Annotated in this window: 18 protein-coding genes, 1 pseudogene and 1 riboswitch; of the genes and pseudogenes, 9 read left to right on the forward strand and 10 right to left on the reverse strand. The window is 72.1% G+C overall.

Annotated elements, in window-relative coordinates; genetic code table 11:
• Positions 1-82 precede the first annotated feature (82 nt).
• A pseudogene (locus tag F603_RS32295) lies at positions 83-366 on the reverse strand (NUDIX domain-containing protein); the annotation flags it as partial.
• A 356-nt stretch (positions 367-722) separates the two neighbouring features.
• A riboswitch (cobalamin riboswitch) is annotated at positions 723-809 on the forward strand.
• Positions 810-865: 56 nt separating this feature from the next.
• Between F603_RS32295 and F603_RS0117140 the strand changes: the two are divergent.
• The 3 genes from F603_RS0117140 to F603_RS0117150 are packed head-to-tail and all read left to right on the forward strand — an operon-like array spanning position 866 to position 3,737.
• A complete protein-coding gene (locus F603_RS0117140; protein ID WP_019547209.1) occupies positions 866-1,885 on the forward strand; it encodes an ABC transporter substrate-binding protein in 1,020 nt (339 codons plus the stop codon).
• Complete coding sequence (locus F603_RS0117145; RefSeq protein WP_019547210.1) at positions 1,882-2,922, forward strand: FecCD family ABC transporter permease; 1,041 nt, start codon at positions 1,882-1,884, stop codon at positions 2,920-2,922. Before F603_RS0117140 ends, F603_RS0117145 begins: the two co-directional genes overlap by 4 nt.
• Positions 2,919-3,737, forward strand: coding sequence for an ABC transporter ATP-binding protein (locus F603_RS0117150; protein WP_019547211.1), 819 nt, complete (start codon positions 2,919-2,921; stop codon positions 3,735-3,737). Before F603_RS0117145 ends, F603_RS0117150 begins: the two co-directional genes overlap by 4 nt.
• A gap of 455 nt (positions 3,738-4,192) precedes the next feature.
• On the opposite strand, the gene F603_RS0117155 is transcribed toward F603_RS0117150, so the two are convergent.
• Positions 4,193-5,218 (reverse strand): baeRF2 domain-containing protein, encoded by a 1,026-nt coding sequence (locus F603_RS0117155; RefSeq protein ID WP_245600806.1) that lies wholly within the window; start codon positions 5,216-5,218, stop codon positions 4,193-4,195.
• Between the two features lie 560 nt (positions 5,219-5,778).
• Between F603_RS0117155 and F603_RS0117160 the strand changes: the two genes are divergently transcribed.
• Both F603_RS0117160 and F603_RS0117165 read left to right on the forward strand, forming a co-directional pair.
• Positions 5,779-6,654, forward strand: a complete 876-nt coding sequence (locus tag F603_RS0117160) for a TauD/TfdA dioxygenase family protein (RefSeq protein WP_019547213.1) — start codon at positions 5,779-5,781, stop codon at positions 6,652-6,654.
• A gap of 177 nt (positions 6,655-6,831) precedes the next feature.
• Entirely contained in the window at positions 6,832-8,025 is a 1,194-nt protein-coding gene (locus F603_RS0117165) for a lipase family protein (RefSeq protein ID WP_019547214.1), read from the forward strand.
• A 49-nt stretch (positions 8,026-8,074) separates the two neighbouring features.
• Here F603_RS0117165 and F603_RS0117170 read toward each other — a convergent pair whose 3' ends face one another.
• From F603_RS0117170 to F603_RS0117180, 3 genes are all read right to left on the reverse strand, one after another.
• Positions 8,075-8,911 carry an SGNH/GDSL hydrolase family protein gene (locus F603_RS0117170; RefSeq protein ID WP_019547215.1) on the reverse strand — a complete coding sequence of 279 codons (837 nt, stop codon included), beginning with the start codon at positions 8,909-8,911 and terminating at the stop codon, positions 8,075-8,077.
• Positions 8,912-9,051: 140 nt separating this feature from the next.
• The gene (locus F603_RS0117175; RefSeq protein WP_019547216.1) at positions 9,052-9,861 is read right to left on the reverse strand and encodes an SAM-dependent methyltransferase; all 810 of its coding nucleotides are present in this window, start codon (positions 9,859-9,861) and stop codon (positions 9,052-9,054) included.
• A 124-nt stretch (positions 9,862-9,985) separates the two neighbouring features.
• Positions 9,986-10,861: a helix-turn-helix domain-containing protein gene (locus F603_RS0117180; RefSeq protein WP_019547217.1), complete on the reverse strand. Its 876-nt coding sequence runs from the start codon at positions 10,859-10,861 to the stop codon at positions 9,986-9,988.
• Positions 10,862-11,581: 720 nt separating this feature from the next.
• Here F603_RS0117180 and F603_RS0117185 point away from each other — a divergent pair.
• Positions 11,582-12,121, forward strand: a complete 540-nt coding sequence (locus F603_RS0117185) for an ATP-binding protein (protein ID WP_245600807.1) — start codon at positions 11,582-11,584, stop codon at positions 12,119-12,121.
• A 252-nt stretch (positions 12,122-12,373) separates the two neighbouring features.
• Here F603_RS0117185 and F603_RS0117190 read toward each other — a convergent pair whose 3' ends face one another.
• Entirely contained in the window at positions 12,374-14,269 is a 1,896-nt protein-coding gene (locus F603_RS0117190; RefSeq protein ID WP_019547219.1) for a hypothetical protein, read from the reverse strand.
• 146 nt (positions 14,270-14,415) lie between these two features.
• Entirely contained in the window at positions 14,416-17,151 is a 2,736-nt protein-coding gene (locus tag F603_RS0117195; RefSeq protein ID WP_019547220.1) for a D-alanyl-D-alanine carboxypeptidase, read from the reverse strand.
• Positions 17,152-17,382: 231 nt separating this feature from the next.
• Between F603_RS0117195 and F603_RS0117200 the strand changes: the two genes are divergently transcribed.
• The 3 genes from F603_RS0117200 (at position 17,383) to F603_RS34130 (ending at position 19,765) form a co-directional block, all read left to right on the forward strand.
• Positions 17,383-18,168 carry a GOLPH3/VPS74 family protein gene (locus F603_RS0117200; protein WP_019547221.1) on the forward strand — a complete coding sequence of 262 codons (786 nt, stop codon included), beginning with the start codon at positions 17,383-17,385 and terminating at the stop codon, positions 18,166-18,168.
• A 384-nt stretch (positions 18,169-18,552) separates the two neighbouring features.
• Positions 18,553-19,413 carry a helix-turn-helix domain-containing protein gene (locus F603_RS0117205; RefSeq protein ID WP_019547222.1) on the forward strand — a complete coding sequence of 287 codons (861 nt, stop codon included), beginning with the start codon at positions 18,553-18,555 and terminating at the stop codon, positions 19,411-19,413.
• 145 nt (positions 19,414-19,558) lie between these two features.
• Complete coding sequence (locus F603_RS34130) at positions 19,559-19,765, forward strand: DUF397 domain-containing protein (RefSeq protein ID WP_016906584.1); 207 nt, start codon at positions 19,559-19,561, stop codon at positions 19,763-19,765.
• Between the two features lie 217 nt (positions 19,766-19,982).
• Here the strand turns inward: F603_RS34130 and F603_RS35115 are convergent, their stop codons facing one another.
• The 3 genes from F603_RS35115 to F603_RS0117225 form a co-directional block, all read right to left on the reverse strand.
• Positions 19,983-20,708, reverse strand: coding sequence for a hypothetical protein (locus F603_RS35115; RefSeq protein ID WP_158678652.1), 726 nt, complete (start codon positions 20,706-20,708; stop codon positions 19,983-19,985).
• A gap of 49 nt (positions 20,709-20,757) precedes the next feature.
• Complete coding sequence (locus F603_RS0117220) at positions 20,758-21,894, reverse strand: ADP-ribosylglycohydrolase family protein (protein WP_019547225.1); 1,137 nt, start codon at positions 21,892-21,894, stop codon at positions 20,758-20,760.
• A gap of 122 nt (positions 21,895-22,016) precedes the next feature.
• Positions 22,017-24,602: a bifunctional FO biosynthesis protein CofGH gene (locus tag F603_RS0117225; RefSeq protein ID WP_019547226.1), complete on the reverse strand. Its 2,586-nt coding sequence runs from the start codon at positions 24,600-24,602 to the stop codon at positions 22,017-22,019.
• Positions 24,603-24,789 lie beyond the last annotated feature (187 nt).

Genomic DNA, 24,789 nt, shown 5'->3' on the forward strand with positions numbered 1-24,789 from the left:
GGGGCGAGGTTCTCGGCTAAAGATCTCTGTGTTTTGCACCTGGGCGTGGGGGTGAGCCCTGACAGCGATCCCCGCCGCCGGTTCAGCCGATGACGCCCGTCGCCTCATTCAACAGCAGGTAGAGCAGCCCGACGAGGCTGCCGCTGCTGACGACTTCCCGGCGGTCGATCATGCCGCGGATCTCCGAGATCGGTACCCACTCGATGCGGTCGGTCTCGTTCAGCTCGGTCGGGGGCCGGCCCAGGTGGCGCCGTCGGCGCGGAAGACGTAGTGCTCGGAGTCCGTGATCCCGTTTGCGGGCTGTGCGTAGACCAGCGGCTTCATGCCGTCCACGCGCCAGCCAGTCTCTTCCTCCACCTCGCGGGCTTCACCCGCTGACCGATCCAGTCGTGGCCGTGGCTCCAGAGAGTCATCGCCGCCGTCCTTGCGTGGGGGACCGTGCTCGAAACGGTACCCGCCGCACCGCCCGGACACTTCCTCCTCCGCCGTCCCTTCGGAAGGGTGCGCGGGACATTCTGCGTGGGCAGTTCCTCACTTATCGAGGAGAGCCACCGGCAGCATGCTCAAGCCGGTCTTCTCCCGTCCGAGGTCAACGCCTCCGCCACAAGCCCGCGTTGCCGCAGCCCGGCCGGATATCCGCGCACCCACTCCACCTGCACGAACCCACTCCACCCCCGTATGGCAGACTCCCCCCAACCACTCGATCGAGGCGGCAGAGGACGAGGAAGCCGGTGTGAGTCCGGCGCGGTCCCGCCACTGTGAGCGGCCGACGGGCGCTTTGCGTCCTGGTCGGCCGTGAGTCAGACACTGCCCTGTCGCCCGCCTCACAACCAGGGGACGCGGACATCCCCTTGAGGAGGAAGACATGGCGCGGCCACGCCCTGCCTCGCAACTGCGCCCGTTCGGCGTCCTGTTCGGCTGTCTGCTCCTGCTCACGGCGTGCGGCGCCGACGCGGGGAGCGGCGACGAGAAGGGCGCCAGGCCGGCCGGCTTCCCCTACACCGTCACCAACTGCGGTGTGCGCACGACCTACGAGGAGCCCCCGCAACGCGCCGTCGCGATGAATCAGCACGCCACCGAAGTGCTGCTCGCGCTGGGGCTCGGCGACCGCATGGTCGGGACCGCGTTCCTCGACGACGAGATCCTGCCCGAGTACGCCGCGGAGTACCGCAAGATCGATGTGCTGGCGAAGCAGTACCCCTCCCGGGAGGCGCTGTTGGGGGCCAACCCGGACTTCGTCTACGGGGGGTACGAGTCGGCCTTCGAGAAGAGCGAGGGCCGCGACCGCTCGACGCTCGGCGAGAGCGGCATCAACACCCGTCTGAACATCGAGAGTTGCACCAAGGGCCGCGTCGGCCCCGACGAGTTGGAGCGCGAACTCCGCGAGACCGCCCGCGTGTTCGGGGTGCCCAAGCGCGCCGAGCGTCTCATCGAGCGGCAGCACGAGCAGCTCGACGCCGTCGCGGAACGCCTCGACGGGGTCGACCGCACCGACGTCTTCGTCTACGACAGCGGGGAAGGCTCCGCCTTCACCGCAGGCGGTGGCGGTATCGGCGTGGAGCTCATCGAGCGGGCCGGCGGCCGCAACGTCTTCGCGGACGTCGGAAAGCCGTTCGCCGACGTCTCGTGGGAGAAGGTCGTCGAGCGGCAGCCCGAGACGGTGCTCCTCTACGACTACGCGGGAACGCCCCTCACCGAGAAGCGCAAGCGGTTGCTCGACGACTCCGCGCTGCAGGACGTACCGGCCGTCCGCGACCGGGAGTTCGCCGTCCTGCCGCTCTCCTCCGCGGTGCTCGGTGTGCGGATGCCGCAGGCCGTCGAGGACCTCGCGCGGCAGCTCCACCCGGAGCGCTTCCCCAAATCCGGTGACAAGGCCGGACGATGAGCTTCGCCATCCGCAACAGGGCCACAGGGAAGAGCGGTTACCGGCCGACGCTCGTGCTCGCCGTCCTCGCCGCGGTGCTCGCCGCCGGGTTCCTCGCCAACCTCGCGCTCGGCGCCACCCGCGTACCGCTTCCCGACGTCCTCGGCGCCCTCAGCGGTACGTCCGAGCCCGGGCCCCTCGCCACGATCGTCACGGACGTCCGCCTTCCGCGGGCGCTCCTCGCGTGCGTCGTGGGGGCCGGACTCGCCCTCGTCGGCGCCGTGTTGCAGGCGTTGGTGCGCAATCCGCTCGCCGACCCGTTCCTCCTCGGCATCTCCTCCGGCGCCTCCACGGGGGCCGTCCTCGTGCTCGTCCTCGGCGTGACCGCCATCCCGATGGCGGGCGGCGCCTTTCTCGGGTCGCTCCTCGCACTCGTCGCCGTCTACGCGATGGCGGGCCGCGGCAGCGCGATGACGACGGGGCGGCTCGTGCTGTCGGGAGTGGCGATCCAGTACATCCTCTCCGCCTGCACCAGTCTCCTCCTCGTCCTCTCCCCGCAGAACGAGCACCTCCGCGCGATCCTCTTCTGGACGCTCGGCGGGCTCGGCGGCGCCCGCTGGTCGCAACTGTGGCTTCCTGCAGTGGTGTTGGGCGTCGGGCTGGTACTGCTGCTCGCGCTGGCGCGCCCGCTCGACCTGCTGCTCGCCGGGGAGGAGGGCGCCGCCGCGCTCGGCCTCGACACCGCCAGGTTCCGCGCCGCCGTCTTCGTCCTCGCGTCGCTCGTCACCGCGTTTCTCGTCACGGTGAGCGGCGCGATCGGCTTCGTCGGACTCATGGTGCCGCACGCGGCGCGGATGCTCGTCGGCGCCTCGCACCGGCTCCTCCTCCCCGTCTCCGCGCTCGGCGGCGCGGCCTTCCTCGTCGTCGCCGACCTCGGCACCCGGCTCGTCACGGCACCCGAAGAGATACCCGTGGGCGTGCTGACGGCGCTCACCGGCGGCCCGTTCTTCCTGTGGCTGCTCCGGCGCGGCCGCAGGAACGAAGGGGGAATGACGTGAACGGCCTTTTCGGCGGCGGGACTTCGCCCGCCGCGCTCCGCGTGGAGGGGCTGTGCTACTCCGTCGGCGACCGTCAACTCCTCGACGGCGCGACGCTTGTGGCGCACCCCGGCGAAACCGTCGGCCTCGTCGGAACCAACGGGAGCGGCAAGACGACGCTCCTCCGCTGCATCTACGGCGCGCTGCGTCCCGACGGCGGGCGCGTCCTCCTCGACGGCGCCGACACCGCGTCGCTCGGCGCGAAGCCCAGGGCCCGCCGTATCGCCGCCGTGCCGCAGGAGAACGGCGCTTCGTTCGGGCTGACGGCGCGCGAGGTGGCCGCCATGGGACGCTCGCCCCACAAACGGTTCTGGGAGCCCGACGACGCCGGCGACGCCGCCCTCGTCGAGGCGGCGCTGGAGCACACGGGCGCCGACCGCCTGGCGTCCCTCCCCTTCGACGCGCTCTCCGGCGGCGAGAAGCAACGGACGCTGCTGGCCCGCGCGTTGGCGCAGCAGCCGGCGCTCCTCGTCCTCGACGAGCCGACCAACCACCTCGACGTCCGGCACCAGCTCGACCTCCTCACCCTCCTCGCCGGCCTCGCCACCACCTGCCTCCTCGCCCTCCACGACCTCAACCTCGCCGCCTACTTCTGCGACCGGCTGTACGTGCTCGACGGCGGCCGCATGGTCGCCGAGGGCCCCCCGTCCGAGGTGCTCACCGAGGAGCTCCTCGCCGAGGTCTACGGGGTGCGCGCCGAGGTGGGGCGGCATCCCTCCACCGGCGCCCCGACGGTCGTGTACCTGCCGGGCGGGGAGGCGTCCGGCGGCTCTTGAGGGACGCGGCGGGTCCTCCGGCAGCGGGGAGGAAGCTGGCGCGGACGTCAACTGCTCGGGGACAACGACGGGTTCGCGCCCGGCATCCGAGTCGACAGGAAGCGGCCCTGTCCGGGCGGGGACGGCGACAGCCCGGCGGGTAGGTCATCAGCGTCGGCCTGAGCGAGCAGGACAGACGCCCCCGAGTGACCGCGTGCGGCCACGAGACCGCATCGCAAGGAGGCCGTCGCGGAGGACGACGAGAAAGGCGCAACTCCTCGGCATCGGAGCCATAACGGTTAAACGGCCGTTCCGTGCGGGACCGCGCGCGGAACACCGACCGCACAGCGGCCGAAGGGAACGCCCGGCCGGTGAGCAGACGTGCGCACCACGCCTCCACCAGCCGGGCGCCCCACGCGACTAAGCCCGTACCGTCAATCTGTCGCGCCCCGGAGGGTGTTCAGCCCCATACGGGCTCACTCCGCAACCTCGCCCATCGGCGGAAAGCGGAGAACGCCGCCGACGCCGTCCTCCAACCCCGTGCCGGTGGGGACGAGTTCGAGGGAAGCGCCGGTCTCCGACGCCGACTTCACCAACAGCGCCTCGCGGCTCGCCGGTACGCCCGGTTCCAGCAGGAGGGTGTCGAGAGCGCCCACCTCAGCGGCCCGCAGCACCTCGGGGTCGCCCATGGTGCCGCGGTCGTGGGCCTGGCCTTCGCGCAGGCGGGACAGCTCGTCGGCCGCGCGGCGCTTCTCGTGCTCTCCGGCGACGCGCAACACCTCGTCGGTGAGGGCCTGTTGGGCGCCTGCCTCGTCGCTGCCGCCGCTCCCCGTCTCGACGAGGAGCTCGGACGCGGCCGTGGAGAGCTGCTCCCGCACCGCCGTGCGGCCCTGCACCTCGCCGGCGAGGAGCACGACGTCGGGCGCGAACCGGGTGCGCGCCCTGTCGATCGCCGCGGCGACCTCCTTGGCGTTGCGCTGCACGGCCTCGTCGGCGCGGCGCTGGATACGGCGGTGCGCCAGTGCGCCCTCCCGCACATGGTGCGGCGTCTCGATGCCGGTGCCCTCGACCTCCTCGCCGTTCCGCTCGACGGGGACGTGCTCCTGCGCCACGACCAACTCGCGGAGCTGTGCGCCTTCCTGGTCGGCCGAGACGAGCAGGATGCGCACCGACCTAGCCTGCTCGCGGACGTACGCGCCGAGTTCGGGGAGCACGCCCCAGTGCGCGTCGTCGCCGGTGCCGAGGGCGGCGTCCCAACGCTCGTCGAGGACGACTCCGTCGTCGGCGGAGGCGACGAGGACGCGCCCGTCCGCCTGCTCCTCGCCGGCCGGGTCGCGGGCGAGCGCCTGCTCTGCCGCGTCCAGCGCCTGCTCCGTCGCGCCCTGGGACTCCAGACGCTCACGCAGCGCCTTCCAGCGGAGGCGGTTCTGCGTCTCGGAGTCCTCGCCCGGCGACCTGGCTTCCAGGTAGACGGCGGCGAAGGGCCCTTCGTGGGCGTACACGCGCTGCAGTTCCTTCAGCTCCATGGTCAGCCCCAATCAGTGCAGGCGACAGCCGGTGGCGGGCTCCGCCGCCGGCTTCGTTCACGGCCCGGCGCGGGTGGTGTGCCCGGTGGGCCGTGGTCTTCACGTACCCCTGTGTGTGTTGTCAAACGTCGACGAACGCGACGCGTCCACACGGCTTCGGAGCGTCGCCGTGCACATGCGCAGGGCGCACGCGGAGTTGACGAGTCGGAGTTTCGGTCCGAAAATGTCCCGCATGATCAAGCACTCGACGTCAGCGCAGGGCTTCGCCTGTCGCCCGTGGCGCCGCGGGTGCGAACGGTCCGGTCTCTAGTACCTCCAGGTGGGCTCCCCCTCTGCGGAGCCCACTCACCCGTCTCCGTGAGTACCGCGGTCGCGGCTGCCGTGCCGCGGCGCTCCCCTTCCGCGCATCCCGCCGACCCGCCCGGTCCGGACGGGTCCGAAGACGAACTCCGAGGTGTCCCATGACCGTTGCACCAGAAGCCCCCGCAACCGCCGCCGCTCCCACTCTCCGTGAAGCACGCGTCCCCGCCGACGGCATGTACGAGGGCACGCGCGTCCTCAGCCCCTTCCCCGAGGGATGGGAGGAGCGCCCCTACAGCCGTATCGAGGTGACCCCGCTCAGCCGTGTCATCGGCGCCGAGATCCGCGGCGCCGACCTCTCGGAACCGCTCGACGAGGAACTCCGCGAGGAGATCAACCGGGCCCTGCTGGAGTGGAAGGTCGTCTTCTTCCGCGGCGCCCACCTCACCCCCGAGCAGCAGCGCGCCTTCGCCCGCAACTGGGGCGAGCTGGAGACCAACCCGCTTCTCGCGCGCGGCTCGGCCGACGACGTCGTCCGGTTCGACAAGAGCGCGGGCTCGGTCCCCACCTTCGAGAACGTCTGGCACACCGACGTCACCTTCCGCGAACGCCCCGCGCTCGGGGCGGTGTTGCAACTGCGCGAGGTGCCGCCGGTCGGCGGCGACACGATGTGGGCCGACATGGCCGCCGCCTACGACAACCTCTCCGACGAGGTGAAGGAGCGGATCGAAGGCGCCGTCGCCGTGCACGACTTCATTCCGGGCTTCGTCCGGTTCTACGGCCCGGAGAAGGTCGCCGAGCACCAGGACGAGTTCCCGCCCGTCGAGCACCCGGTGGTGCGCACCCACCCGGAGACGGGGCGGAAGATGCTCTTCGTCAACACGTCGTTCACCACGCACATCAAGGGCATGGACCGCGCCGAGAGCGACCGGCTCCTCGCCTACCTGACGCGGCAGGCGCACACCCCCGAGTACCAGGTGCGCTTCCACTGGCAGGCGGGCGACATCGCGTTCTGGGACAACCGCGCCACCCAGCACTACGCCGTCGCCGACTACGCCCCGCAGCCGCGCGTCGCCGAGCGCGTCGCCATCGCGGGCGACCGGCCGTTCTGACGGCGGCCGGCTGACGGTTGCCTGCGGCGGGGCGGAGCGCGGCTCCGTCCCGCCGCTCGGTTTGCGCCAAGTGCACGCCTTACGGCCGAAGTTGTGTGCGGTGACAGTGGCTCGGCCCGCCCGGAAGGGTAGCTTCCGCCCGACACCTCCAACCCACAGGAGAGTTGGGAGAGCCGCATGCAGCATTCCCTGCGCCGCGCCTGCACCCGGGCCGCCGGCGCCACCGTCGCCTTACTCCTCTCGGCGGCCTGGCTCAGCCCCGTCGCCTCGGCCGCGGGACACGACCGGACCGCGCCGGCCGCCGACCCGGGCGGGATCGTCGCCGCCGAACCCAGCGAGTTCCGGCTGTCCCTGGGAGTACCGACGGCCACCGAAGCGTGGCGGATCGAGTACGCGTCCACGGCCGCCGACGGGAGCAGCAACACCGTCTCGGGGAGCGTCATCGTCCCCAAGGACCTGCGCAAGGGCCCCCGTCCGCTGGTGACGTACGCCGTCGGAACCGTCGGGATGGGCGATCAGTGCGCCCCGTCCGCGACCAACCCCACGGGCGGGACCGTCGAGAGCCTGCTCATCAACAACGCGCTGCTGCGCGGCTGGGCCGTGGCCCTCACCGACTACGAGGGGCTCGGCACGCCCGGCGACCACACCTACACGGTCGGCAGGGCGGCGGGCACGGCCGTCCTCGACGCGGCGCGCGCCGCGCAGCAGTTGCCGGCGGCGCAGGATCGCGGCGTCGGGGCCGACTCGCCCGTCGGCATCATGGGGTACTCGCAGGGTGGCCAGGCGAGCGCCTGGGCGGCGGAGCTGCACGCCTCGTACGCGCCCGAGTTGGACGTAAAGGGCGTGGCGAGCGGCGGCGTCCCCGCCGAACTCACCGACGTCGCCGACCACAACGACGGGGGCGACAACGCCGGCTTCGTCCTGATGTCGGCGATCGGCCACGACGCCGCCCATCCGGAACTCGGCCTCGACGGCTACCTCAACGACAAGGGCCGCGCCCTCATCGCGGAGACCCGCGAGGGGTGCACGGACGAGATCCTCGACTCGGCAGCGGGCGAGACGATCGCGGAGAACACCACGAGCAACCCGCTGGAGGAGCAGGACTGGCAGCAGCGTCTCGCCGAGTCCACCCTCGGCACACAGGCACCCGGCTTCCCCGCGTACGTCTACCACGGCGGCTCGGACGAGATCATCCCGCGCCACCTCGGCGAGGGGCTCCGCGACGACTGGTGCGCGGAGGGCAACCCCGTCAAGTGGCGCTCGTTCGCGGGGCAGAGCCACGTGGGGACGGCGATCCTCGGGTCGCTGCCCGCGGTGCAGTTCCTCGGTGAGCGCTTCGAGGGCGGCGCCGTCGAGGACGACTGCGGCTGAGGCCGCCGCGCGGCGGCGCGTCCCGCACGCGCCGCCGCGACGACTCCGCCTACAGACGGGTGTTGATCAGCTCCGTCACATGCCGCTGACCGGCTGCCGTCGGATGGAGCGGGGCCCCGTTGGAGAGCGGGAGGAGGCCGTCGACCCACCGGTTGCTCGGCGTCTGGCAGGCGTCGTGGCCCTGGGTCGTGCCCGGGTCGACGAAGTCGAAGCCGGCCGCCGTCGCGCGGTCGCCGACCATGGCGTTGAGCTTGTCCTGGACGCTGTTGATGTACGCGACGTCGCCGGCGGAGATCGGGACCGCCGGCCAGCACCCGGTGTCAGGGGGCAGGATACGCAGGTATCCGGTGACGACGACCCGGGCGTCCGGGGCGCGTTCGGCCACGCCGGCGAGGACGTCGTCGATCTTGGGGGCGGTCTCGGCGATGCGTTGGGCGAGCTGGTCGGCACCGCCCTCGGTGTAGTGGTCCTTGCACGGCGTGCCCTTGGGGTCGGGGACGCTGCGCAGGGCGCAGGTGAGAGCGATGTCGGCGAAGCCGACGTCGTTGCCGCCGACGGTGAGGGTGACGAGGTCGGTCTCCGGGGTGACCGACTCCAGTTGGGGATCGAGGACGCCGTCGGTGACGGCGCCCGCGCAGGTGGCGTCGACGAACTCGGTGCCTTCGAGGCCCTCGGCGACGAGCGCCGGGTAGTTGTCGCGCGAGCGCAGGCACCCCGTCTCCGGGTCGATGACGGTCTTGGTGAGAGAGCCGAGCGAGGCGTACGAGTCGCCGAGGGCGACGTAGCGTTCCAAGGGGTCTGCGGTCTCGGCCCCGGCCGCGACCGGGGTCAGCAGCACGGCGGCGAAAGCTGCCGAGCACAGGGCAAGTAGACGTCTGGCACGCACGGTTGGGCCTCCTGACTACTCTCCGGTAAACGAACCGAAGATAGAGGCAGACCCCCGCGCACTCAACACTGCGGACAGAAATGCCCGGAGGCGACAAAACCCGGGAGAGCTCCGCTCTTTTCGTCAGCCCCCGCGACGTGTCAGGGCTTGCGCGCCACCGCCGCGTAAGAACCGACCTGCGCCGGCTCCCACTTCGGATGCCCTTGCTCGTCCGAGGGGTCGGGGCGCCACTCGTCGGCGACCACGACCCCTGGCTCCAGCAGATCGAGACCGTCGAGGAAGCGGACGAACTCCTCGCGCGTACGCGCCTGGAACGGGGTGCCGCTGCGCCGGTAGATCTCCTCGCCGCGCCGGGTGTCCTCGGGGGCGAAGTCCGGCGTGATGTGGGAGAGCGCGAGGTGGCTGCCGGAGGGGAGGCGCGCGCACATGTCGCGGACGAGCGCGTACGGGTTGCGCTCGTCCGGAGCGAAGTGGAGGAGCGCGAAGAAGCAGAGCGCGACCGGTTGCGAGAGGTCGAACGTGCCGGTGACGGCGGGATGTTTGAGCACGTCCTCGGTGAACGCGTCGGCTTCGACGTAGGCGGTGTCGCCCTCGGGCGTGCCGTGCGCCAGGACGTCCACGTACTCGACGACCATGGGGTCGTTGTCCACATAGACGACCCGGCACTCGGGCGCCACCTCCTGTACCACCTGGTGCAGGTTGGGCGCGGTGGGGATGCCGGCGCCCAGGTCGAGGAACTGGCGTACCCCCGCCTCTGCGAGGGCGCGTGCGGCCCGGCGCATGAAGGCGCGGTTGGCGCGCGCAGCGGTGCGGACGTTCTCCGAGAGCGCCAGGACCTCCTCCGCCGCCGCGCGGTCGGCCGGGAACCAGTCCTTGCCGCCGAGGTAGTAGTCGTACATCCGGGCGGGGTGCGCGCGTAAGGTGTCGATCTCGTTTCTGCGGTCGCTCACGCTGCTCCTTCTCGTCTCGGTCGCAGGTCGCTCGAGGTGTGACTGCTCCCGGTACGCGGACCGCTCCCGGATCGGTGGAAGTTGGCGCGTCGGATGAGGCGTGGGAGCCGTTCCGGAGGAAGCCTCAGCCGCCGTACTCCTTGTGGAGCCGCTCCAGGTAGCCGCGGAGGTCGGGCAGGTGCTGGTGGGCCAGGCGGGAGGCGCGGATGTGGGCCTCCAGGTGGGTCGTGACGTCCTCGGGCTCGTCGAGGTAGGAGGCCGAGGTGAGGCCCTCTGTGTAGACGATGTCCTGGAGTTCGGGCTCGTCGAAGCGGAAGTAGGTGAAGTGGCCGGCCGCCGCGGTGTGCGGGCCTGCGCCTAGCGGGAGGACGCGTATCGTCAGCTCCGGGAGGTCCATCGCCTCCAGCAGGTGCTCGATCTGGCCGCGCATCACCTCCGGGCCTCCGACGACGCGGCGGAGCGAGGTCTCCTCCATCACCACCCAGATCGTGGGGCGTTCGGCGCGTTCCAGTAGGTCCTGGCGCCGCAGGCGGATGTCGACGCGGCGCTCCAGCTCGTCCTCCGGCTCGTTGGGGAAGCCTGCGCGCATCACGGCGCGGGAGTAGTCGCGGGTCTGGAGTATGCCGGTGACGTAGTGCGGCTCGTAGGTGCGCAGCAGGCGGGCGCCGCTCTCCAGGCTGACGTAGGCGCGGAACCAGGTCGGCAGCGCGTCGCGGAACGGATGCCACCAGCCCGGCTGGTTGGCGCGCTCGGCCATCTCGAGGAACTCGGCGGCCTCGTCGGCCGGAACCTCGTAGAGGCGAAGAAGCTCCTTGACATAGAGCGTCTTGAGGCCGACCTGCGCATTCTCGATGCGTCGCACCGTGAGTTCGCCGGTGCCGAGGGCCTTCGACGCGGCCTTGAGCGAGACGTCGCGCGTGAGGCGCAGCTCCTTGAGGCGTCTCGCGAGGATGATCCGCAGCACCGTGGGGGTGCTGGAGCCGGTCGGCAGTTCGCTCATCCGCTTCTCTCCCCCACCACGACACGTGAACCCAACGCGGCGGCACTTCACGGGAGTTGGGCCATACACAGCGGATACGTACCCCGCTCGGACCGCCGCGAAATTATCAGAACGGCGGACCGGTAGGTAGCCCCGCCGCCCCGTACCGGCCGACGCGGGGGCCTCCACTTCCCGTCGGACGCGCCCAACAGGGCTGCGCCGGCGGGTAGTTGTCGACCCCCTTGGAGCGTAGGGGGCGTACGGGGAGTAAGGAAAGCCGGGTGGGCACTCCCGGCGAATGCCCCGCGCGCCTTCAGCTCCCGAACGAACGGCACTGCTCCACGACCACGCACAGTGCCCACGACGCCGAGCCGGGCGCACCACCGCCCACCCGCGCGCCCACCGAAACGGAAGTGGATGCGCCGGAGCCAACAGGACGGCCCGCAAACGACGTCCGGGACATCGCAGCACCGCAAAGGGCCTTCGGAGAAGACCGACGCCGCGCTGACGCGCCCCCTCCGAACCGATCGACGGGAAATTATCAGATTGATACTTGCGAGCAGAACCACGGGCAGCGCATAGTGAACACCAGACCCGGTGCACCAATATCCGTGCGGCCAGGGGCAGTTGGACGTCCAATGACGTGCGTCCAGGTGTCCCGCCGCGTAGTTCGCCGCCGGAGACGCCGCCCGCGGGAGGCAGCCGGCGCGCACCGCACCTTCCCCCATGGAGGCGACACGCGTGCCCAGCTCCCCACTCGACGCCACGTCGTTCTCCGGGCGCCCGGCACACGAGTCGAGCCCCGAACACCGCTGGCACCTGCCGGCACGCCACCCCAGCGTGCGGCGTGCCAGGCACACCCTGGACACCTGGCTCAGTGAGCACAGCGTGCCGCCGGACACCCGGGAGACCGCCGTGCTGATCCTCTCCGAACTCGCCACCAACGCCATCACGCACACCAACAGCGCCACCGTGACGTGCCGAATATGCCTGCTTCCGCAGGGACTCCACGTCGAGGTGCACGACCACGACCCCGCCGGCAGCGCACCGCACCGCCGCTCGCCCGGACCCGAGGCCGAGCACGGACGCGGACTCCACATCGTGGACAGCCTCGCCGAGAACTGGGGCGTCAGCGCCACGCCCCACACGCACGGCCACGCGGTTTGGGCCCAACTCCCCAGCAGCAGGCGGTATGCCGCACTGGAGAACGCACACCCGGGCCGCGACGCCGTCTACGGCACCGGCTGGATCACGGAGGCCGGCGAGGCAGCAGCAGACTGACCGGCCCACCGCGGGCCCTGAGCCCGCGGCCGCTGACGGGGCGGGCGAGGCGGCGGCGTACGCACGGGGGTCGTACGTCGCCGGCCTCGCCCGCTCTTCGCGTTGCACCGGCTGAAAGCGGGGGCGTCCCCGCGCGTCGTCCTGCCGTACGGCGGCGCGCTTACGTCGCTCTCCTTGCGTCGGGCGGGCGTTGACGTGAAGGCCACCTTCCGCGACGGCGAAAGCGGCCACCCACTCGGCCGGCGACCCCGCCTACGGAGCGCCGGACCCTGGCGAGCTCTCCGACCCGGCGCCCTCGCCCGCCTCCTGGGGCTCCGGGCAAGTGGTGCCGCGGGGCACGCGGTAGGGGGCCGTGATGCGGTAGGTGCCGGCTGCGGGGGCGTCGAGGACGGTCCAGGTGTCGAAAACGGGCTCGTCCTTGCCCTGGGGCGGCGGCCCGCCGACCGTCGGCTCCGCCTTGCGGAGGCAGCCGTGGACGTTCTGTTCGGGGGTCGCCGGAGAGCGGTACGGCTTCTCGTCCGCATCGACGACGGAGAGCCACGGGGACCACGGCACCCGCAGCCACACCTCGCCGGCTCGGGGGACCTTCACCGTCACGCCCTCGGGCCCTGCGCGCTCTATCTCGGCAGGCGGGGGGACGAGCGGCTGCGCGCCCCGCACCTTGTACAGCCGCCAGTCCGAGTCCGACCAGACCTCGCGGAGGTAGGGCAGCCCGGAGCGGACGAGCGCCGCCTCCCGCTTGGCTGCGCCATCGGGTCGTTCCTCCTCGGGGAGCACCACATACCGCACCGCCCAGCGGCGCAGCCACTCGTGGTAGGTGGCGGGGGTGAGGCTCCCGTCGTCGTAGAAGACGGGGTTGCGGTCGCGGTCCGCCTGACGGTTCCAGCCCCGGGCGAGGTTGACGTGCGGCGCGAGCGCGGAGGACTCGCGGTGGCTCGCGGCCGGCACCACCTCGACGCGCGCCTTGTCCGCGTCCCTGCGCTCCAACTGGTCGACGAGGGGGGCGAGGCTGGTCGCCCAGACCGGGTCGGGCGTGGTCCGGGCGATGTCCCAGACCGGCTTGCTGATCTGCCAGCCCATCACCACGACGAGCGCGACGACCATCACCACCCCGCTCCTGCTGCGCCAACTGCCCACCACCTTCGGCACCGCGGCGAGCAGCGCGACGGCACCGAAGAGCAGCCCGAGCCGCTCGACGTTCGACCCGATCTGGGAGGGGATGGCCCAGGTGAGGATGGTGCCCAGGCCGTAGACGGCGGCGCCGAGGCGGACCGTCCGCCACTCGCGCGGCACGAGCACCAGCACCGCGATCGAGCAGAGCACCGGAAAGACGAGCGAGACCAGCGGCATCGGCTGGGTGCCCTGGAAGGGAAAGAAGAACGCGGAGAACGCCACCACGACGGGCGGCCCGACGGCGAGCGCCGCCGCGGCCTTCCGCCGCCCCGAGAGCAGCAGCGCCCCGGCGACGACTTCGAGGAAGAGCCCGGCGACGGGGCTGCCGGCCGTCGCCAGGCAGGCGAAGAGGACGGTCGCCAGCGCGCGCGTCACCTGCCCGAGCCTGGAGGCGCGCAGCCGTCTCGGCCACGCCCAGATGACGGCGACGGCGGCGAGACCGAAGAGCACGCCGAGCGCGAAGGTCACCCGCCCCGAAGCGGCGTTGCAGGCGAAGGCGAAGGCGCCCCACAGCGCGGGCAGCAACGCGCGCTCCACGCGCCGCTCCAGGACGAGGCCCAGCAGCCAGGCGGAGAGGACCCCGGCGAGTATCAGCGTGGTGCGGACACCGATCGCCGCCATGATGTACGGCGAGACGACGCTGTAGGAGACGGGGTGCATCCCGCCGTACCACGCCAAGTTGTAGGCGGAGCCCGGGTGTTGGGAGGAGAACTCGGCCCAGGCGTCCTGCGCCGCGAGGTCGCCGCCGCCCGAGGCGAAGAGCCACAGCCACAGCAGATGGAGCGCCACCGCGAGAAGCGCCGCCGCGTACGCGGGGCGGCGCCAGGTGCGCCCGAAGGCCGCGAGCACCCCGCGCAGCCGGCCGGCGCCGGGAGGCCGCGCGCCCGAACTCCCGGGCGCGGCAGCGCGATCGGCCGACGCGGCGCCGTCCTCCTCGCCGCCCTCCGAAGCCTGCGGCTGCTGCACAGTGGTCACTGCGCCAACCCCCCATGCGGTTCAAGTGGGACGTAATGACGCTACCCGACACCGCCGACAACGGCCTCCGGCTCGGGCGGCCGAGCGGCCTTGGCGCTCGCGTCGGCCCCGTGCCGCCGGAGCGGGCGCTCCGGCGGCACGACGGCTCAGAACAGGTGCGTCAACTTCGAGCCGAAACCTGGCTCGGTGAGGTCCTCCTTCAGCACCACGGGGACCTTGACCTGTCCCGGACCCTCGCCTGCGGTGAGTTCGCCGACGCGGTCGCCCGCCGACGCCTCGTGCGGCACACCGTCCTTCGCGGCGTCGAGGTCGAGGTGGACCTTGAGCCCCGCCCAACCGACGGCCTCGACGTCCTTCGCCACGACCACAGGCGTCTTCCCGCCGAGTTGGTCGTCGACGTACCCGACGGTGTCGCCCTTCCTCAGCACCTTCACCGACTCCAGGCTGTCCTGTGCGGTGTCGATGAGCTTCTTGCTCTCGGCGAGCACGGTGTCGAGGATCGACGGCTTGTACTGCCCGAGCACCGCGCCGACGACCAGCTGGGTGGTCCCGCCGACCTCCTGCTCCGCGGCGAAGAGCAGGTTGCCGCCTGCGTGCGTCGTGGTGCCCGTCTTGATGCCCACCACCCCGTCGAGCGGGACGAGCTTGTTCCAGTTGGGCTGCACTTCGCCCTTTGCGTCCGTGTACTGGGGCTGACGCACGACCTCGCGGAAGAGCGAGTCCTCCATCACCTTCTTGCCGAGCTTCACCTGGTCCTCGGCCGTACTCACCGTCTCCACCTTCAGCCCGCTGGGGTCGGTGTAGGTGGTGTTCTTCATCCCCAGGTCCTTGGCGGCCTCGTTCATCTTCTTGACGAACGCCTTCTCGGAGCCTGCGTCCCAACGGGCCAGCAGCCGGGCGACGTTGTTCGCCGAGGCGATCATGATGGCGTCGATCGCCTCGCGTTGGGTGATCTTGTCACCCTCCTTGACCTCCACGGTCGACTCGTTCTGCGCGCTGAGCCCCGCGTCCTTTTCGGCCTTGCGGTCGACGGGGATCACGGCGCCCTTGCCCTTCTTCACCGGGTGGTCGCGGAGTATGACGTAGGCCGTCATCACCTTCGCGACACTGGCGATCGGCACCGGCTTCTGCTCGCCGTGCGTGCCGAACGAGCCGAGCCCCGAGACGTCGACGACGGCCTGCCCCTCCGACGGCCACGGCACGGAGGGCTCGTCGCCCTTGAACGTGTACGTCTCCGCCGCGGTGAGCTCCAGCGAGGCGTCCGGCAGCGGACGGACCGCCTGGACGACGACGAAGACCACGGCGAGCAGGAGGACGAGCGGCGTCCAGATCTTCACCCTGCGGACGGCGGTGCGCAGCGGTGTCTCGGGCGGCGGCGGGGTGTTGGTGAGCTGCGCGAGCAGGTCGAGCGGCTGCGGCTCGGGCGCCGGCTGCTGCCTCGTCCGCTCCGCCTCGCCCTCGGCAGGGAGCGCGCCGGGCTCGGGCGGCTCCGCACCCGGCGCCTCGCGCGGCGCCTTTGTGTCTTCGGGTGGTGAAGACGGGGGCGGGCCCGCGGGCTTCGGCGGCACCGAGGGGGGCGGCGGGGTCGCCTTCGCCTCGTCGAGCGACTTCAGCGGGACGAACTGGCTCGTCCGCTCGGCTTCCCTCTCGGCCTCGTCGGGCTTCTTCCTGCCGCCGGGTGAACTTCCCTGCTTTTCCCGGGACTTACCGGGTTCGCCCCGTTTACCGCTTTCGCCTTTTTCGTCCCGCTCCTCGTTGGTGCCCGCGCCTTCAACGCCCGAACTCCCCGCTGTCGTGCCGGAGTCCTTCGCGCTGCCGCTACCGGCGCCCTTCCCCGCGGAAGAGCCCGCCCGCGGGTCCTTCCCCGGGCTGCCGGACGACGCCTTCCCTGATGCGAACGAGCGGATGGCGGTCGTCGGTTGGTCCACGGGACGTGCGGCGCCTTCCTCCGCCCCGACGCCTTCGCCCTCCTCGGGCTCGGCACCTTCGGGCTCGGCGCTCTCGTCCTGCGAACCGGCACCGTCGCCACCCTCGGACGCGTCCCCACCGGCCCCGTCCCCGGACCCGGCACCCGAGTCACCGGACCCGGCACCCGACGCGCCCGCCTCGGGCGACGACTCCGAATCCGCCTCGTCGCCAAGGGAATCGGAGGCGGCGTCCCGCTCCCCTGCGTCCTCGCCTTTCGCTGCGGCCCCGTCGGACTCGCCCGCCGCTTCCTCGGGCGCCGAGGCGTTCCGCGCCTCCTTGGCCGAGCCGAAGAACGCCGTCGTCATCCGCTCGGCGCGGCGTGCCGCGGATTCCTCGTCGTCGGGCGACGGCTCCTCGCGGCGGACGGCACTGAACATCGCGGTCGGCTGGTCGGGCTCCGGCTCGGGCGCGCCCTTCGGGCGTACGGGCAGCCCGGATTCCCCTTCGACGTCCGGGGATTGGGGCTCGTCCCCGTCGCCCTCCGTGCGCGCGGCCGAGCTCCCGCGCTCCTCGTCGTCGGCGGCTTCGCTCTCCTCGCCTCCGGAGGGGCTTGTTCCGCCCTCGTCCTGGTCCCCGGCGACCCAGGCGGCCACCGCCGCCTTCAGGCGCTCGTCGCCCTCGGCGGGGCGCCCTTCCGCGTCCTCGCTGCCCTCCGCCGGCTCCTCGGGGCGTTCCTCGTCCGGGGGTTCGACCCCCTTGCCCCCGGCCGGCGCCGGTGCCTCCTCGGCGTCCGCCGCCGCTTCCGCTTCGCTCTCGTCGCGCTCCGGCGCCTCGTCCGACGCCGCCTCCTCCGGGCCGGCAGTCGGGGACTGCTTTTCGGCCGTCTCCTCGGATCGCGCAACCGACCCGTCGTCCCGAGTCGTCTCCCCCGACGACTTCTCCCGCTCCGACCTGTCGGGGGACTCGCCCGCCACCGATGCCTCCTGATGCTCCTGCTACGCGCCGCTGCCCTACCAGTTAACAGTGTCCAGCGCACCGCCCTCGCCACGGAGTGCCGCCGGTGCGCTTCGGGTCGGCCCGTGAGCCCTCCCACCCGCGAGACGAGAACGACATAGCTACTGGTTCCCGCACATAACGACCGCGCACTCTCGACAGACCATTGTGAGAGGCGTCACCCTGTCATGCATCCACGCGGGGAGGCATGGATGGGCAGGAGCCGCAGAACAATTCCGGAGGAGCTTCTGCTGCTCGCCTTGGACCCGGCCACGGGCACCACGGCGCAGCCGCAGTCGCTCGACCTCGGTCTGGCCGGTGCACAGCTAGTGGAGCTGGCGCTGGCGGGACGGATAGCCCCAGACGGGGACCGTATCGCCGTGGTACTGCCGCGGCCGACAGGAGATCCGACGCTGGACTCCGCACTGGAACTGCTGCGCAGGCGTGGCAGTCCCGTACGCGCGGTCCACTGGATCGGCGGGCCCCGCTTGGGACTTCGCCAAACCTATCTCACACACCTGGAGCGGTGCGGCATGGTGCACGCCGTCGCCGGCCAGATGTGCGGAGTACTTCCGACGACGCGCTACCAGGCGACGGACACGGCGATCAGCAGGGAGATAAGGGCCCGGCTCGATTCCGCGATCCGCACCGGCGTTCCACCGGACCCACGGACGGCGGCGCTCGCCGCGCTCGCCCACGCGGTGGGGCTCGGCAAGCACCTCTACCCCGGGAACGAGGGGCGGTCCTGCCGCTCCCGGCTCCGGGATCTGATCAGGCACGACCCGATGGGCGGCCTCGTCGCGCACGCGGTGATGGACGTCCAGAACGGCGCCGGCCCGCAGCCGCGCCGCGCACCGAACGGCGGGGCGCCGCCCCGCAAGAACGGAGCCGTCCGCGCGACGGCCGGCGCCCCGGCACACGCGCCGGAGCACCCCGAGCACCCCGAGCACCAACAACGGCACCCTGCGGGAGGGATGGCGCGGGCCGGCGCCCGCTGACTCCCCTCCGCCGTACGCGCGCGGCGCGATCCGCGCCCGAACTGCACGCGTACACAAGCGAGTTCGCGTCCGCCGTCCGGCGGCCACGACGGACCGGGCCCGACGCCCGCCCGTACGGGGCCTCCGGACGGGCGGGCGCGAAGCGCGTCCCCGCCCGGGGAACGCACGCCGGAGGACGCCCCACGGACGGCGCGCACGCCGGGCGCCTCCGTACGCGCACCACCGGCAGTCGCACAGGAAGCCGCACCACCGGGGCAGCAGCCCCGCCCCGGCGCGGCCCCACCGTGTCCGAACCTGCACCCTCTGTTGCCATTCGCCAGCGGTGGGCCACGTGTTGGTGGCAATCTGCTGGAGTTGTCGTACTTAAAGCGGAGGTGCAGTTTCGTGGCGCCCAACGTCAATCCCACCGTCCGACGCCGCCGTCTCGGCCAGGAGCTGCGCCGGCTCCGCGAGTTGAGAGGCATGACGGCCGAGGAGGTGGCCGAGCGGCTACTCGTCTCCCAGTCCAAGATCAGCAGACTGGAGAACGGCCGCCGCAGCATCAGCCAGCGGGACGTCCGCGACCTGTGCGGCGTCTACGAGGTGGAGGACCGCCGCATCGTCGACTCCCTGATGCAGATGGCGAAGGAGTCGCGGCAGCAGGGCTGGTGGCACGCCTTCGGCGACATCCCCTACAGCGTCTACATCGGCCTGGAGACGGACGCCGCCTCGCTCCGCGTCTACGAGCCCCAGGTCGTCCCCGGGCTGTTGCAGACGCACGCGTACGCGGAGGCCGTGGTCGCCGGCGCGCTCCCGGAGGCGACCCCCAAGGACATCCAGCGCCGCGTGGAGGTGCGCATAAGGCGCCAGGAACGCATCAGGGAGACCAAGCACCCGCTGCGCCTGTGGGCCGTGCTCGACGAGTCCGTGCTCCGTCGGGAGGTCGGCGGGAGACAGGTGATGGCCGAGCAGTTGGAGCACCTCAACCAGCTCACCGGACTGCCGCACGTCACGGTGCAGGTGATGCCGTTCACCATGGGCGCGCACCCGGGGGTCAACGGTCAGTACGCGATCCTGGAGTTCCCCGAGGCGTCGGACTCGACTGTGATCTACCTCGAAGGGGTCACCAGCGACCTCTACTTGGAGAAGGCCAACGACGTGCAGAGCTACAGCGTCATGTACGAGCACCTGCGGGCGCAGGCGCTCAACGCGGACCAGACACGGGAGTTCGTCGAAAAGGTCGCGAAGGAATACGCACGCGGCTGAGGACGGGAGGGTAGTCCTACGGACCTTGCGGTGTGAAGCGCCCTCTGGAATATGCCATCCGGTCGGGTGAACAAGCGCGTGATCAAGCTGCGACTAGGCGTAACGTCCCGCCAAGTCCTGACGAACCGGAACCACCGGAGCGCATATGTCACTTCAGCAGGGAAAAACACGCCGCTGGACCAAGTCCAGCCACTCGACGGGCAACGGGGCCTGTGTGGAGGTCTGCTCACCGGGCGTGCGGCTCGTGGCCGTACGGGACTCCAAGGACCCGGCCCGCACCCCGCTCGCCTTCGGCCCGCGCGCGTGGCGCGGCTTCGTCACCGGATTCGGTGAGGGCCGGCAGACCGTCTGACGCCGCGCCCCGGCCCCCTCTCGACTGGCCCGCCGTCCCGGCCGAGGGGGGTCGGACCCCCTTCGGCCCGCCCTGCTCGGCGAGTTGACCGCGTCGTCGCGCTCCCCCGCGGCGTCGAGACACCGGCGGTAGGGATGGGTGAGGTGCCGCGTGCGAACGGCGGCGGCAGCCCCGAGGAGCGAGCAGGCGGCGCCCAGGACGACGCGGACGAGCAGCGTCACCCGCCACGAGACGAGCAGCGCCGTCGTGCTGACGCCGAGCGCGGCCAGGTAGCGGAGGAAGGCCGAGGAGAGGCAGCCGAGCGAAGCCTCCGCGGACGAACCGTTCTCCGGCTCGGTTGCCGCGAGCCAGATCGACGGCACGAAGACGGCCGCCGCCACCCACGGCGGCCAGGCGCCCCCAGCGACCTCCAGCGGGTGGACTCGCCGTCGTCCGCCAGGAAGTGCGCGACGATCGACTCGGCGATCCCCGCGTTGACGCTCGTCGCGTCGCCGAGGCACTCCAGCGCGAGGAGCTGCTCCTCGTCGTCGCCCGGCTCGAAGAGTGCGCAGACCACGCCGGTGCACTCGACCGAGGCGACGGCGCACCACAGCTTCACCGCCTCGCGCCAACCCTCGGGATTGGCACGGAAGTTGGCGAGCAGGCGCTCCGGGCTGTCGTAGAGCTCCTGCGCCGCGAGGAAATCCCCGAGGGTGAGGTGTGCGAAGGCGTAGTGGCAACAACTGGCTGCACTGCACGATCCCACCGAGGATCGGCGCGGTCCGGAAGTTGGGGCCGGGGAGCGCCTCGGTGGGTCCGGGCGCGGTCGAGGCGGCTGCCGCGCCTCGCGCCCGGCCGCGACCTGTGCGAGACCGGAGAGGTACTCCTTGGCGGAGTAGGCGGCCACCAGCGCGAGGAGGGCTCCGAAGCCGTACGGCACGAGGACTGCCGTCCATCCCCCCATGCGTCCATCGCACGCAACCTCCGTGCCGTCAGCCCCCGTTGCGGGCGGGTCAGGAGCCCCGCGGGTACCGCAGGGACCAACCGGGCGCCATCGCCTGCGGCGTGTGCAGCGCCGCGCCCTGCGTCATCTCCATCGCGAAGTCGTCGGCGAGCTCCAGGATCGTGCCGCGGCCCTCCAACTCGGCGAGCCATGCGGGCGGCAGGGCCGTCTCGCCGTGGAGCGCGCCGAGGAGGTTGCCGCAGACCGCCGCGGTGGAGTCGCTGTCCCCGTCGTGGTTGACGGCGAGGAGCAGCCCGTGGCGGACGTCCTCGGCGACGAGCGCGCAGTAGACGCCGATGGCGAGCGCCTCCTCGGCGACCCGCCCCTCGCCCAGCGCGGCGATCCGCTCCGGCCCCGGGATGCCCTGCCGGACGGCGCCGAGGGCGCGCTTGAGGGACTCCGTCGTCTCCTCGTGGCCCTGCCGCGTGGCGAGTTGGGCGAGCGTGCGCTGGACGGCGGAGTCGAGCGGTTCGCCCCGCGCGAGCCCGTGGACGACGAGCGCGAAGGCGCCGGCGGCGAGCGTCCCCGAGGGGTGCCCGTGGGTCTGCGCCGCGCACTCGACGGCGAGTTGGAAGACGAGCTGCGGCTCCCAGCCGACGAGCAGCCCGAAGGGGGCGGAGCGCGTCACGGCGCCGCACCCCTTGGAGGCGGGGTTCTTCGGATCGTCGAGCGTGCCCATGCGGGTGTCGCGGAGTGCGTCGACGCATTCCTTGTTCGGGGAGCGTTGCGCGTAGAGCCACTCCTGACGGGCCAACCAGCCGTCCTCCGCGCGGCGTTCGTCGGGGCCCCAGTCGCGCTGGGTGGCGGCCCAGCGCAGGTAGGCGCGGTGGACGTCGGTCGGCGGGTGCCACGAGCCGCCGTCGCGGCGGACGTGGGCGCGGACGAGCCCGTCGACGGTGAAGAGCGTCAGCTGCGTGTCGTCGGTGACGGCGCCCCGGCGTCCGTACGCCTCCCCGTAGTCGGTGACGCCCTCCGCGCCGTGCGTCTGCCGGATCGCCTCCAGCGAGTCGCCCTCCACCGCCGCGCCGAGCGCGTCCCCGATCGCCCCGCCGAGAAGGCACCCGCGCACGCGGCTCCGGAAGTCCTGCTGCTCGGCACGGCCCCATCGCCCGCCCGCGACGGCGGGTATCGGCCCTGTCTCGCTCACTCCCCGTTCCCCTCCCTGGTTCTGCGAACCCCCCTTGCGGGCCCCGAGGTTACCGAGCGGGGTGCGGGCCGCACCGCCCCGGCGGGCGGCGGCGGCCGGGTGGGGCCGGCCGCCGCCGCCCGCTACTGTCCGAGGACGGGGAGCAGTTCGGGCAGGTGCCCGTCGGAGGCGAGCGCCGTGGCGCGGCGCTCCTCCGGCACCTCGCCGTAGACGGAGGTGCGCGGCTTCGCCGGCCTCCCCGCCGCCTCGGCGATCGCCTCCAGGTCGCGGATGGAGCGGTAGGAGCCGTAACTCGACCCGGCCATACGGGAGATGGTCTCCTCCATCAGCGTCCCGCCGAGGTCGTTGGCGCCCGAGCGGAGCATCTCGGCTGCGCCCTCGGTACCCAGCTTCACCCAGCTCGTCTGGATGTTGGTGATGTGCGGGTGGAGGAGCAGCCGGGCCATGGCGGTGACGGCGCGGTTGTCGCGCATGCTCGGGCCGGGGCGGGCGATGCCCGCGAGGTAGACCGGCGCGTTGGTGTGGATGAACGGCAGCGTGACGAACTCCGTGAAGCCGCCGGTCTCCTGCTGGATCTCGGCGAGCAGCCGCAGGTGACCGAGCCAGTGCCGGGGCTGGTCGACGTGGCCGTACATCATCGTCGACGACGAGCGCAGACCGAGGCGGTGCGCGGCCTTGACGACCTCGACCCAGGTGGCGGCGGGGAGCTTGCCCTTGGTGAGGACCCAGCGCACCTCGTCGTCGAGGATCTCGGCCGCGGTCCCCGGGATGGTGTCGAGGCCGGACTCCTTGGCCTGTGCGAGCCACTCGGGGATCGAGAGTCCCGTGCGGCTCGCGCCGTTGACGACTTCCATCGGCGAGAAGGCGTGCACGTGCATGCCGGGGACGCGCTCCTTGACCGCTCGCGCGATGTCGAAGTAGGCGGTCCCCGGCAGGTCGGGGTGGATGCCGCCCTGCATGCAGACCTCGACGGCGCCGACGTCCCACGCCTGCTGCGCCCTGTCGGCCACCTGGTCGAGGGAGAGGGTGTAGGCGTCCGCGTCGGTGCGGCGCTGCGCGAAGGCGCAGAAACGGCAGCCGGTGTAGCAGACGTTGGTGAAGTTGATGTTCCTGGTGACGATGTAGGTCACGGCGTCGCCCACCGTGTCGCGGCGCAGGGTGTCGGCGATGCGGCACACCTCGTCGAGCGCCTCGCCCTCGGCGTGGAGGAGGGCGAGGGCCTGGTCGTCGGAGAGCTTCGCCGGGTCGTCGGCGGCCTGCGAGAGCGCCTCGCGCACGTCGGTTTCGATACGTTCCGGGACCATGCCGGGGGCCGCCCGTTCACGCAGCGCTTCCCAGTCGCCGTAGACGGAGTCGAAGTCGTCCCTGCGGTCGGCCGTGCGGCCCTCGGTGTCGATGGTGCGGTGGAGTTCGGTGCGCCCTGCGCCTGCCGCGGTGAACTCTTCGTCGGGCTCCTGCCACGGGAGCCCCGAGGGCCGGGCGTCCTCGCGCGCGAGCCCCGTCTCCGGGTCGGCGAGCGCGCGCACGTGCGGCAGGACCCGCGGGTCGAGCCAGGGCTCGCCGCGGGCCACGAACTCCGGGTAGACGGTGAGGCGTTCGCGGAGCTCGAAGCCGGAGGCCGCGGTGCGCTCGGCGAGTTCGTCGATCTGGGGCCAGGGGCGCTCGGGGTTGACGTGGTCGGGGGTGAGCGGGGAGACGCCGCCCCAGTCGTCGATGCCGGCCTCGATCATGCGCCCGTACTCGCCTGCGACGAGGTTCGGCGGCGCCTGGACGCGTGCGGACGGGCCCAGGATGTGCCGTGCGACGGCGACGGCCGCGACGAGTTCGTCGAGTTCGGCGTCGGGCATGCCGCGCATCGCGGTGTCCGGCTTCGCGCGGAAGTTCTGGACGATCGTCTCCTGGAGCCCGTGGTAGGCGCGTTGGGCGCGGCGCAGCGCGAAGAGCGACTCCGCCCGCTCCTCGTAGGTCTCACCGATGCCGATGAGGATGCCGCTGGTGAAGGGGACGTTGGAGCGCCCGGCGTCCTCCAGGACACGCAGCCGCACCGCAGGCTCCTTGTCGGGCGAGCCGTGGTGCGGGTTGCCCGGCTCGCTCCAGAGCCGCTCGCTCGTCGTCTCCAGCATCATGCCCATCGACGGCGACACGGGCTTGAGCCGCTGGAAGTCCGTCCAGCCGAGGACGCCGGGGTTGACGTGCGGGAGCAGGCCCGTCTCCTCCAGGACGCGGATCGCCATGGCGCGCACGTAGGAGAGGGTGTCGTCGTAGCCGTGCGCCTCCAGCCACTCGCGGGCTTCGGGCCAACGGTCCTCGGGGCGGTCGCCGAGGGTGAAGAGCGCCTCCTTGCAACCGAGTTCGGCGCCCTCGCGGGCGATCTGGAGCACCTCGTCGGGCGAGAGGAACATGTCGTGCCCCTCGCGCCGCAGCTTGCCGGGGACGGTGACGAAGGTGCAGTAGTGACAGCGGTCGCGGCACAGGCGGGTGAGCGGGATGAAGACCTTGCGCGAATACGTGATCGTGCGGGGGCGGCCGGCCTCGGCGAGGCCGGCGTCCCGCAGGTGTGCGGCGGAGGCGGCGAGGGCCTCCAGATCGGCGCCGCGTGCCTGGAGGAGGACGGCGGCTTCGGCGGTGTCGAGGGCGACACCGTCGCGTGCGCGCTTGAGCGCGCGGCGCATGGCGTTTGCGGTGGGTCCCTGCGCGTTCGAGGTCATTCTCCGAGGATATGGGCGTGTCCCGACGGGCGGCCGGGACGGGGAGTCGGCCTCGGGGGCGCGCCGTGGCGACGGCGGCGGCGCAGGGTACTGTCCGCGTTCGGCGAACTGCTGCCGCGTCAGCGGAATTCAGCCATCCGGTGCCATCGCGGTATGTCATGATCGGTGGGCGGACGTACCCCCGCGC

The organism is Streptomyces sulphureus DSM 40104 (assembly GCF_000381025.1).
GTDB lineage: Bacteria > Actinomycetota > Actinomycetes > Streptomycetales > Streptomycetaceae > Streptomyces > Streptomyces sulphureus.

Bases quoted from the DNA above. Each gene is read 5' to 3' on its own strand.
- F603_RS0117165 (WP_019547214.1), top strand. From the start codon at position 6,832: ATGCAGCATTCCCTGCGCCGCGCCTGCACCCGGGCCGCCGGCGCCACC.
- F603_RS35115 (WP_158678652.1), bottom strand. From the start codon at position 20,708: ATGGGGGGATGGACGGCAGTCCTCGTGCCGTACGGCTTCGGAGCCCTC.
- F603_RS0117160 (WP_019547213.1), top strand. From the start codon at position 5,779: ATGTACGAGGGCACGCGCGTCCTCAGCCCCTTCCCCGAGGGATGGGAG.
- F603_RS0117180 (WP_019547217.1), bottom strand. From the start codon at position 10,861: ATGAGCGAACTGCCGACCGGCTCCAGCACCCCCACGGTGCTGCGGATC.
- F603_RS0117145 (WP_019547210.1), top strand. From the start codon at position 1,882: ATGAGCTTCGCCATCCGCAACAGGGCCACAGGGAAGAGCGGTTACCGG.
- F603_RS0117225 (WP_019547226.1), bottom strand. From the start codon at position 24,602: ATGACCTCGAACGCGCAGGGACCCACCGCAAACGCCATGCGCCGCGCG.
- F603_RS0117140 (WP_019547209.1), top strand. From the start codon at position 866: ATGGCGCGGCCACGCCCTGCCTCGCAACTGCGCCCGTTCGGCGTCCTG.
- F603_RS34130 (WP_016906584.1), top strand. From the start codon at position 19,559: ATGTCACTTCAGCAGGGAAAAACACGCCGCTGGACCAAGTCCAGCCAC.
- F603_RS0117200 (WP_019547221.1), top strand. From the start codon at position 17,383: ATGGGCAGGAGCCGCAGAACAATTCCGGAGGAGCTTCTGCTGCTCGCC.